The following is a 9,321-nucleotide window of genomic DNA, read 5'->3' on the forward strand; positions in this document are numbered from 1 at the left end:
GGGGGGGTGCCCCTATGTCTTTGGTCAAGGTGGTCGGGTGGCAGTGTGGCTGTCATGAGTGATGACGTGCCTGCTCGAGAGTCGGTAGTCGAGGGCATGCGGCCGTGCGACTTCTGCGGTCATCCGGTCGTGATGGACTCGGTCGACGAGCGGGACTGCCCCGTGTGCGGCGAGGCCGCTGAGGATCAGCCGGCTGAGGCTGTCCGGGGTTCGTAGAAGGTTCCGTCGCGGAGCATGGCGAAGAGGACGTCGGCCCGGCGTCTGGCGAGGCAGAGCAGAGCCTGGGTGTGGTGCTTGCCCTGGGCGATCTTCTTGTCGTAGTAGGTCCGCGATGCGGGGTCGGCCAGGGCCGCGAACGCGGAGAGGAAGAAGGCCCGTTTGAGCTGCTTGTTCCCCCTTCTTGAGGGCTGTTCGCCGCGGATCGATGAGCCCGAACTCCGGGTGGCAGGGGCGAGGCCGGCATAGGCGGCGAGGTGGCCGGCGGTCGGGAAGGTGCTGCCGTCGCCGACCTCGATCAGGATGCGGGCTCCAGTCCTGACGCCGACTCCCGGCATCGACGTCAGGACCTTCGAAAGAGGGTGGGAGTCCAGGAGTTCCTCGATCCGCCCGGCCAGGAGTTTGCGCTGGTCAAGGACGGCGGCCAGGGATCCGGCCAGGCTCGGGACGATCAGCGCGGCTGCCTCGGTCCCCGGGACGGTCACGGTCTGCTCGTCCAACGCGGCGAAGATGTCCTCGACCAGACGCTCGGCCATCCGCGGCGCCTTCGGCCGCAGCAGCGTGACCAGCCGCCGTCTGCCCGCCTTGCGGATCTGGGTCGGTGACCCGAACCGCTCCAGCAGGCTGAGGACGGCCGGGTGCTGCAACCGCGGCCCCAGCACCCGTTCCAGAGACGGATGGATCTGAGTCAGCAGGCCGTGCAGGCGGTTCGCGACCCTGGTCGCCTCACTGGCCAGGTCGTCGTCGAACCCGACGATCATCTCCAGCTCGGCGATCGTCTCGTCCTCGCCGTCGATCGCCCGCAGCGTGTGGGGCATCGCGCGGGCCGCGTCCGCGATGATGAACGCATCCCTGGCGTCCGTCTTGGCCTCGCCCGGGTAAAGGTCGGCGATCCTCCGCATCGTCAGCCCCGGAAGGTAGGCGACCGGGCAGCCCATGTCCCGGGCCACCGCCAGCGGCAGGGCTCCGATCGAAGCCGGCTGGTCGACCACGACCAGCACCGTTCCGTGCTTGGCCTGGAGTTTCGCGAACAGCTCGCGGAGCTTGGGTTCGGTGTTGGGCAGGCGCTTGTCGAAGGCTTTCTTGCCGGCTGGTGTGACGGCGGTGGCGTGGTGTTCGCTCTTGCCGACGTCCAGGCCGAGGAAGACGTCGATGTCGCCGATGTCGATCACGTGCAGGCCCCTCCATCACGCGTTCGTCCGGCCTTGCCTCGGCACCGAGCTGCCACACCCACGTTACGGAGAGCTCTTCCGGCCAGGGTGTAGCCGGTGCTCAAGCCCCTCATCAGCGGTCCGTCGATGCCTCCGGGCCCGGTGACACCACCCCCCGGATCATCAACTGCAACAAGGGGGGGAAGTCATGCCGGACCCGAAGGCCGGTAGCCCCATTGCGGAGCCACAAAAAAGGTAACGGGGGGGGACGTGCCCCTTCTGCTGTGCGCGGCCCTGCGCGGGTGTTTCAGTACGCCTCGGTGAACAGGCGCGAGGCCCTGAGGTCCGTGGCGCGGTAGTTGTCCTTGCCGTTCTCGATGATCCTCGCGACGTGCTCCAGGCGGCCCTTCATGTCGTCGGCCTTGCCGCGGTACTTGTTCTGGAGCAGCACGTAGGCGGTGTGCGCCTCGCCGTCCCAGGTGTCGGTGACCACCTTGAGCGCGCCGTCCATCTCCTCCAGGTCGCGGCAGATGTTCTGCGACACCACACGGATGCGGTTCGCCATCTCCTGGACGCTTTCGTACCTGACCTTGGTGTGCGGGTCGTGGCCCATCCGGGTTCTCCTCTGACTCGGCTGCGGGGAAAAGAGGGTCGGTCAGACGCCGTCGAGGCCCGAGGCGCTGCCCGCCGAAGCCGGTGCCCTGACCGCGTTGAAGGCGGCGCGGACCTCCTCGTCGTTGTCGTTGCTGAGGTTTCTGGTGCTGCCCACCGCGTGGAGCAGCACGTTCAGCAGCCGACGGATCTCGTCGTGGTCCTCGTTGATCAGGAGCTGGGCGGACGTGAATCCCGAGGCGCCGGCTCCGGTCCACCCGGCCCCGGCCGTCGCGAGGATGTCGGCCAGTTCCCTGGCCTGTGCGGAGACCGCCTCGGCGGTTTTGACGATCTTGTTCCTGGCCTGGATGACCGGCTCGTCGGCAAGTCCGAAACCGCCCGCGGGGTTGGTCATGCGGAGGTCCTCTCTCGGTTCGCGAAAGGGCGCGAAGGGATACGAAGGGATACGGAGCAGGGGTGGTCGCACCGGCTCCGGCGGAGCCTCCGGCCGGTTCCTGGTTCCCCGTCACTCACGTGAAGTCCCTGATCACCCTAGCCACTTCGGCGCCTCGCCCCGGGACGCCTCAGCGGCGGGAAGAGGCTTCCGCGCGGGTCAGCGGTGGCGCTGAACACGGCGTCGGCGGAGGTCGCGTGCCACGGTCGCCGCGCCCGCCACCACACCCACGAGCACGGCCGCCGAGGCCAGTGCATAGGTCGCGTACCGCTTGCTGCGTTGCCGCGAGGTCTCCGACATCGCCAGTCGCGCGGGCTCGGGAGCCCGGGCCCCGGCAGCCGGTGCGTCGGGGTGGGGGGCGTCCTGCGGGGCGTCGTCCCCTGACAGTGCGCGGACCGGATCGACTACACCCCATCCGACGAAGGCGTCACGCCCGTTGACGGAGCGTTCCGCCGTCTGTTCGATACGGGCGATGATCTGTGCCGCCGTCCAGTCCGGGTACTTGGCGCGCATCAGGGCGACGACTCCGGCGACGTAGGGCGCGGCGAAGCTGGTGCCGTTGTCGGTGCACTGGCCGTCGCCCGGGACGGTGGAGACGATGTCGACCCCGGGTGCGGCGATCCCCACGAACTCCCCCGCCTGGGAGAAGGGCGCGCGTTCGTTGTTGCGGTCGGACGCGGCGACGGCGAGGACACCGTCGAAGCCGGCTGGGTAGGTCGTCCTCCGCCGGCCGTCCATGCCGTCGTTGCCGGCGGCGGCGACCACCACGACGTCCTCGGCGACCGCCCGCGCCACCGCCCGGCCGAGCAGCGAGTCGTCGGCCAGTGGCCTGGTGGTGTCCTGGGAGATGTTGATGACCTGGGCGCCCTTGGCGATCGCGTGGTCGATCGCGGCGGCCATCGCACTGTCCAGGCCATTGCGCCGCCCGTCGTTCTGACGGATCGGGATGACGGTGGCCTCGGGTGCCAGACCGACGAAGCCGGTGCCCGTGCGGGGGCGGGCGGCGATGATGCCGGCGACCTTGGTGCCGTGACCGACCTCGTCCACGGTCCCGTCGCTCCCGCCGCCTCCCGTGTAGTCGATGCCGGCAGAGGTGTCCACGGCGTCCCTGAGCTGCGGGTTGGTGTCGTCGACTCCGGTGTCGATGACGGCGACACGGATGCCCTTGCCCCGCGTGTCCTGCCACAACTCGTCGAGAAGCACCCGCTGGAGCGGCCACGGGCGCCCCTCGAACTGCTCCTTCATCGGGAAGTCGCACGCACCGACGCCGTCGAGGCGCAGACCGTCCGGGCGGGGGACGGTGTACGCGGCCTGCGGCGCCGCGAGTGCGCCCAGTGCGGCGGCGGCCGCCGCCAGCGGGACCCATTTCCGGTACGGCATCGCGTGCTCTCCCCCGCGTCTGTCCACTGGTGTTCCGCCGCTTTGCCGGGTTCCTCAGGAACCCTGGGGCCTGCGGGCGCTGTTGGTGTCGAGCCGGGGGCCCCTGGCGAGGAACTCCGACCAGGCGATCGGGACGAGGACGGGTGTCACCTTCTCGTATCCGAGCCTGATCTGTGCCTGGCTGGGTTCGGGGCGCTCGTCGTGGCCGTCCCGCACTCCGCCGGTGCCGATGCCGGACCGTTCGGCGTCGCTGTCCCCGTTCGCCTGAACCGCGTACCGCAGCCCGGTGTCGGTCACCAGGAAGAGTGATCCGTCCGGGCTGCTCTGGCCTTCCCGGACCTGGGTGTAGAGGAGGCCGCTGCCCGGGGTGACGTACGTGCTCGTGCCCCCGGCGCCGACGGAGGCGGGAAACGCGGTGCCGGCCCAGGTACTCAGCGTCGTGCGGCCCGTGCCGTCCGTGCGGCGCAGCACGTTGCAGACGGTGTCGCGGCCGGCGGCACCCGCGTCGGTGGCGTTGACGCGGACGGCTCTGCGCGCGGGCCAGTGCGCGGCCTGGCCCGCGAAGGGCCGCGATCCGGCGACGAAGTCCTGGAGACCGGCCGGGCGCGCCTCGCCGGCCAGGTCGAGGGCTGCGGTCTGCGGGGAGTTGATCAACAGCCAGGCCGTGAACTCGGTGACCTCCCGGACCTCGCCGTCCAGGACGACGTAGTAGGCGGTCCCCTCTCCGTTCCTGGTGCGCAGCACCGTGCCCACGCGGTTCTCCCGCGCGGACAGGTGCCCCTCGATGTGCGCGGGGGCGCCTACGGTGCCGGGGATCCGCGGGAAGGCGACGGGGCTGCCGTCGTGCAGGGTGGCCAGCCAGTCGTCGGTGACGGGCTGCGGCTGCGCGCTGCCGACCAGGGCGCCGGTGAGATGGCCGAGGTCGGCGGCCCTCTCGTCGATGCGGTACTTCGTGCCGCGGGCGTCGACGAGGTAGCGGGTGCGGTCCTGTCCCCTGACGTAGAGGACCTGGCCGCCGGTGAGCCTGCCGGCTCCCTCCGTCAGCGCGTCGTCGCGTGCGGCGAGGACGAAGGCGGCCTTCTGCACGCTGGTGCCCCTGCTGCCGGGCTGCACACAGACGGCCCAGCGCTTGGCGGTGCCCGCGTCCTTCGTCTCGGGCAGCCGGTCGGGGGCGTACGGGATGCCGAGGACGGGCCCGCGCGGGGGCTTGCCCGCGTCGAGGATGTCGTCGTCGACCTGGATGACGCCGTAGTTCTGCGGGGTCAGCAGCAGCCGGGCCGAGGCGAGGTTCAGCACGGGGTGCAGCAGCGTCTCCCGGTCCGCGCCCCTGCCGGTGGTGAGCACCACGTAGCGGGTGGTCGACGACTTGCCGACGATGACCTTGGTGCCGGGGCTGTCCCAGTCCTTGGGGGCGGCCGGCCTGAACATGCCGTAGGCGCCGAACCCGGCGAGGATCAGGGCGCCGGCGACGAGGCCCGGAAGTACTGCGCGCAGCGGGCGCGGGGCGCCCTCGTCGGATCCGGTGGGCGAGGGCTGAAGGAATGCGGCCACCATGCGCCGCTTCGCGAAGGTGTACGCGTTGAGGTCGTCGCGCCGCGATGCCATGAGCCCGTCCGTCTCCCGTGTCCGACCGCACGGCACCGGGAACGGCCGCGGCCGGCGTCCCGTACCGGACCCCCGATGCCGGACCGGCTCCCTACTATGCCTGTAGATCCAACGGTGTTGTGGGCCGGGTAGGGTGATTCACCCCGCCGGGGACCACGGTGGGACGAGCCTGGCACGGGCCGGTCCGGAAGGCGCCGGGCCGGATGAACGGGGGGGTGCCGCGATGACGGCTTCCGCGACGCGGACGGCTCCGGCCGCTGCCACACGGTCTCCCGGAGGCCCTCGGACGGCGACGCCGGGCCCGCCGGCCGACGGCGGCGGGCAGGGCATCGCGCGTTGGGGCGGCCGGACCGGACCGTTGCGGCTCCACCAACTCGTCCTGTTCGAGATCGCGGGGGCGCTGCTGCTGTGCGCCTGGGTCGTGGATCCGTTGTTGCTGGCCCCGGCCTCGGTGGCGGCGGCCGTGCTGGTGATGTTCGCCGTCGCGCGCCGGCGGCGCCGCTCCCTTCCCGCGCTGGTGCACGCGGTCCTCGCACTGCGCGCCCGTCAGCGCAGGGCCGCGTCGGCCGGACCGGCCGCGGACACCGAACCGGGCATCGCGCCCGTGACGGAGTGCGAACCGGCGCTGCGTACCCACTCGTTCGGGGGGCGTGACCGGCGCCCGGTCGGCATGATCGGCGACGGTACGTATCTGACGGCCGTCCTCAGGATCGACGCGGACGGCACGGCGCTGCGCCGGGACCGGTCCGCAAGGCCGCTTCCCCTGGCACTCGTACGGGACGCGCTCGACGTCGACGGCATCCGGCTGGAGTCGGCACAGATCGTGCAGCACACCCAGCCGGCTCCCGCCTCGCATCTGCCCGAGCAGTCGGTCGCCGCCCGCAACTACGCACCCCTGCAGGCCAGGACGGGTTCACCGGCGGTCCGGATCACCTGGGTCGCTCTGAAACTGGCCCCGGAGCTCTGTCCGGAGGCCGTACGGGCGCGGGGCGGCGGCCTGACCGGGGCGCAGAAGTGCCTGGTGCGCGCGGCCGACCAGTTGGCGGGCAGGCTGGCCGGGGCGGGGCTGACCGCGACGGTGCTCACGGAACAGGAACTCGGTGCGGCGATCGCCACGTCCGCCGGCGCGAGCCCGTCGGTCACGGCGCGGGCGGGCCGGGACGGGGCGCCTGCCCGCCGCACCCGGGAGACCTCGCGCACCTGGTGGTGCGACGACCGGCCGCACACGACGTACTGGGTGCGCCGCTGGCCGGAGCTGGGCGGGGGCGGCGCGCCGATGCCGCAACTCGTCGCGCTGCTCACCTCGGTCCCGGCCCTGGCCACCACGTTCAGCCTCACGCTGGGGCACGGCGACCGGCAGGAGGTCACCGTGACCGGCCACGTCCGCGTCACCGGCCGCGACGACCGGGAACTCCTCGCCGCACGGCATGAGTTGGAGCGCACCGCCCGCGGCGTGAAGACCTCGCTGGTGCGGCTCGACCGGGAACAGCTGCCCGGTGTGCTCGCCACCCTGCCCCTCGGAGGGACCCGCTGATGTCCGTACCCGCACGCGGCCGCGGGCGGCTGGGGTTCGGTGCGGCGGGCCCTCGCCGCCCCCGGCACACGGTCCGGCCCGAGCAGTTGGCGTCACTCGCCCTGCCGGTCGGCGACGACGGCGTGGTGGTCGGCGTGGACGGCGAGGGGCGCCCCGCCGTGCTGGGCATCGTCCGGCCCACTCCGTACGACGTCACGCTGATCGGCGGGCTCTGGACGGCGCAGGTGCTGGCGCTGCGGGCGGTGGCGACCGGCGCCCGGATCGTGGTCGAGACGGGGCGGGCCCCGGCCTGGGAGGGTCTGGTGCGGGCCGCGGGCGGTGACAGGGCCGGCATCGCCCTGCACGAGGTGGGGCGGGTGCCGCCGCAGGGTCCGTCGGCCGGATCGCCGGTCCTCGTGGTGCGGGACTGCGGCATAAGGCCACCGCGCGGGCGGGTGGCGTCCGGTCCGTGGCAGTCGGTGGTGACGCTGCTGCCGTATCTCAGTCCGGTGGCGGCCGGACTGATGGAGAAGTCGTCCCTGGTGGGCATTCAGCGGGTCTCTCCCGATGAAGCAGAACACATCGGGCGTCTCATGTGTCTGGGGCCCGACGACACCCGGGCCCTGTCCACCCTGACGGACGGCGTCACCCTCTGGTGCACCCGGCGGGACCGGCAGTTCGTGATGATCCGGGCGACCGATGCCGAATCGGGACTACTGGGCGACGCCCGCAGAATGGACTGACGGCCCACCAGGACGTGTGCGAATTGTTCAGATTTCCCCGCGCAGATGTGCATGTTTGACCGCTTTACGCCTCACTTCCGGCCGCACTCGGTCCACTTGGGGGCAGTACGTGACGTACGGGACAGCAGCCGCGGTGCCGTACGGCCTGCCGTGGCGAGCCCGATGACGATTAGGGTGGGTCCGGGCGCGGCAGCAGAACCTGCGGGCAGGCGATGCGCGTCCCAGGGGGAGAGCCTGGCGGTTCGCACCAGGGTCTTTCGTTTGGATCAGGCTGGATCGGGGAGCAGCATTCGGTGCCGTGCGCCGCAAGGCGGTGGAGGGAGTCATGGCGGAGCCATGGCGACCGGACAACGCGGCGAGGTGCGGTGCCGGACACCGCGGGCCCAGCCTGATCCAAACGAAAGACCCGAGGTCAGGACCTGAGGGAACGGTCGCCCCCACCCACCACGGCACAAGGGTGCTCGACCACACCAGGAGGCAAAGTGAACGGCGATCGGGACGAGATGCGCGGGGGCTGGAACAAGCCCGTCGACGAGTCGACCGACGCGGAGCCCGCTGAGATGACGGGTGAGTTCACCATCGACTACACCCCGCCCGCCTGGTACACACAGAACGCGCCGGGCGACTCGTCGGGCGGCGCCGGAACGCACCTGGCACCGCCCCCGCCGCCGAGCGGCGCCCCGGTGTCCGTGCCCGGGCTGCCGGCCGGGGGCGGTTTCGAATCCGACTGGACTCCGGAGCCGCCGGCCGCGGCCCAAGGTGCCGCGGCCGAGCATCCGGTACCGGGTGCGGGCGGTGCGCCGGATCCCTTCGGGGCCGGCGACGTGGAGAGCGGCGCGACGATGAGGTTCTCGTCCGCCGCGCTGAAGCGGGAGATCGCCGAGCGCGAGGCCGCGGCGGGAGCCGATGCCGAGAGCGCCGCCGAGGACGTTGCCGAGCCGGAGGACGGCGGCCCGGCAGCCGGTGCCGCGCACGCCGAGAACGATGCCGTCGCCGGTGACGGTGCCGAGGTGGCGGACGAGGTGGCGGACGAGGTGGCGGACGGTTCCGGGGAGACCGACACGGATCCGGACTCCTCGTCATCCGCGTCGCCCTCCGACACCCCGCCGCACTCCGCCTCGGAGGACGCCCCCCGCGAGGCAGACGCCGACGCACCCTTCGACGCCCCTCCGGCAGACGGCGCCGCGAGCCACGACGGCTCCGGCGACGACTCCGACGCCGACCCGTACGCCGACGAGTCCGCCGACGCCGCACCCACGGACTCGGCACCCTCGGACGCCGTTCCCCCGCCGGCGCCCACGGACGCGTCCCCCCTCGACGTACCGCCGGCCGGCGCGCCCCAGGACGCGGCGCCCGCACCCTGGAGTCCCGCACCGGCGCCGGGTGGACTGCCGCCGCTGCCGCCGTCGTTCCAGCCCGCCGCACCGCAGCCCGAGGCGCCCCGGCCGGCTTCCCACTGGCCCCCGACGCCTCCGGACGCCGGGCAGGGCGGCTACGGCTTCCCGCAGACCCCGGCCGCCCAGGCCGTCCCGAGCCCGCAGCCCCCGCAGGCTTCCCCCTTCCCGCAGCAGGACCGGCCGGTCCTGCTGGTGCTGCGGCGGCTGGGGCTGGGGTGGCTGGGGCTGCGGGAATCCGTAGCCGCCGTCCGGTGCCGGGGCTGCCGGCCGG

8 protein-coding genes are annotated in these 9,321 nt (G+C 72.5%); 3 read left to right on the plus strand and 5 right to left on the minus strand.

The annotated features are described in order from the left end of the window. Window positions 1–185 precede the first annotated feature (185 nt). The 5 genes from JGS39_RS33220 to eccB all read right to left on the minus strand — a co-directional run bounded on the left by JGS39_RS33220 (window position 186) and on the right by eccB (window position 5,397). Window positions 186–1,388 (minus strand): IS110 family RNA-guided transposase, encoded by a 1,203-nt coding sequence (locus JGS39_RS33220; protein ID WP_219573469.1) that lies wholly within the window; start codon window positions 1,386–1,388, stop codon window positions 186–188. 286 nt (window positions 1,389–1,674) lie between these two features. Continuing rightward, entirely contained in the window at window positions 1,675–1,980 is a 306-nt protein-coding gene (locus JGS39_RS33225) for a WXG100 family type VII secretion target (protein WP_219573470.1), read from the minus strand. Window positions 1,981–2,022: 42 nt separating this feature from the next. Beyond that, a complete protein-coding gene (locus tag JGS39_RS33230; RefSeq protein WP_219573471.1) occupies window positions 2,023–2,373 on the minus strand; it encodes a WXG100 family type VII secretion target in 351 nt (116 codons plus the stop codon). A 198-nt stretch (window positions 2,374–2,571) separates the two neighbouring features. After that, entirely contained in the window at window positions 2,572–3,792 is a 1,221-nt protein-coding gene (mycP, locus tag JGS39_RS33235) for a type VII secretion-associated serine protease mycosin (protein ID WP_219573472.1), read from the minus strand. Window positions 3,793–3,846: 54 nt separating this feature from the next. Next, window positions 3,847–5,397: a type VII secretion protein EccB gene (gene eccB, locus JGS39_RS33240; protein WP_219573473.1), complete on the minus strand. Its 1,551-nt coding sequence runs from the start codon at window positions 5,395–5,397 to the stop codon at window positions 3,847–3,849. Window positions 5,398–5,620: 223 nt separating this feature from the next. Here eccB and eccE point away from each other — a divergent pair, with 223 nt between their 5' ends. The 3 genes from eccE to JGS39_RS33255 form a co-directional block, all read left to right on the plus strand. Then, on the plus strand, window positions 5,621–6,931 hold the full coding sequence (eccE, locus tag JGS39_RS33245) for a type VII secretion protein EccE (protein ID WP_219573474.1): 1,311 nt from the start codon (window positions 5,621–5,623) through the stop codon (window positions 6,929–6,931). Then, window positions 6,931–7,653 carry a hypothetical protein gene (locus tag JGS39_RS33250; RefSeq protein WP_219573475.1) on the plus strand — a complete coding sequence of 241 codons (723 nt, stop codon included), beginning with the start codon at window positions 6,931–6,933 and terminating at the stop codon, window positions 7,651–7,653. Before eccE ends, JGS39_RS33250 begins: the two co-directional genes overlap by 1 nt. A gap of 482 nt (window positions 7,654–8,135) precedes the next feature. Then, a partial coding sequence (locus JGS39_RS33255; protein WP_308120859.1) for an SCO5717 family growth-regulating ATPase occupies window positions 8,136–9,321 on the plus strand: 1,186 nt, incomplete at its 3' end.

This window comes from Streptomyces poriferorum, assembly GCF_019399235.1.
Classification (GTDB): domain Bacteria; phylum Actinomycetota; class Actinomycetes; order Streptomycetales; family Streptomycetaceae; genus Streptomyces; species Streptomyces poriferorum.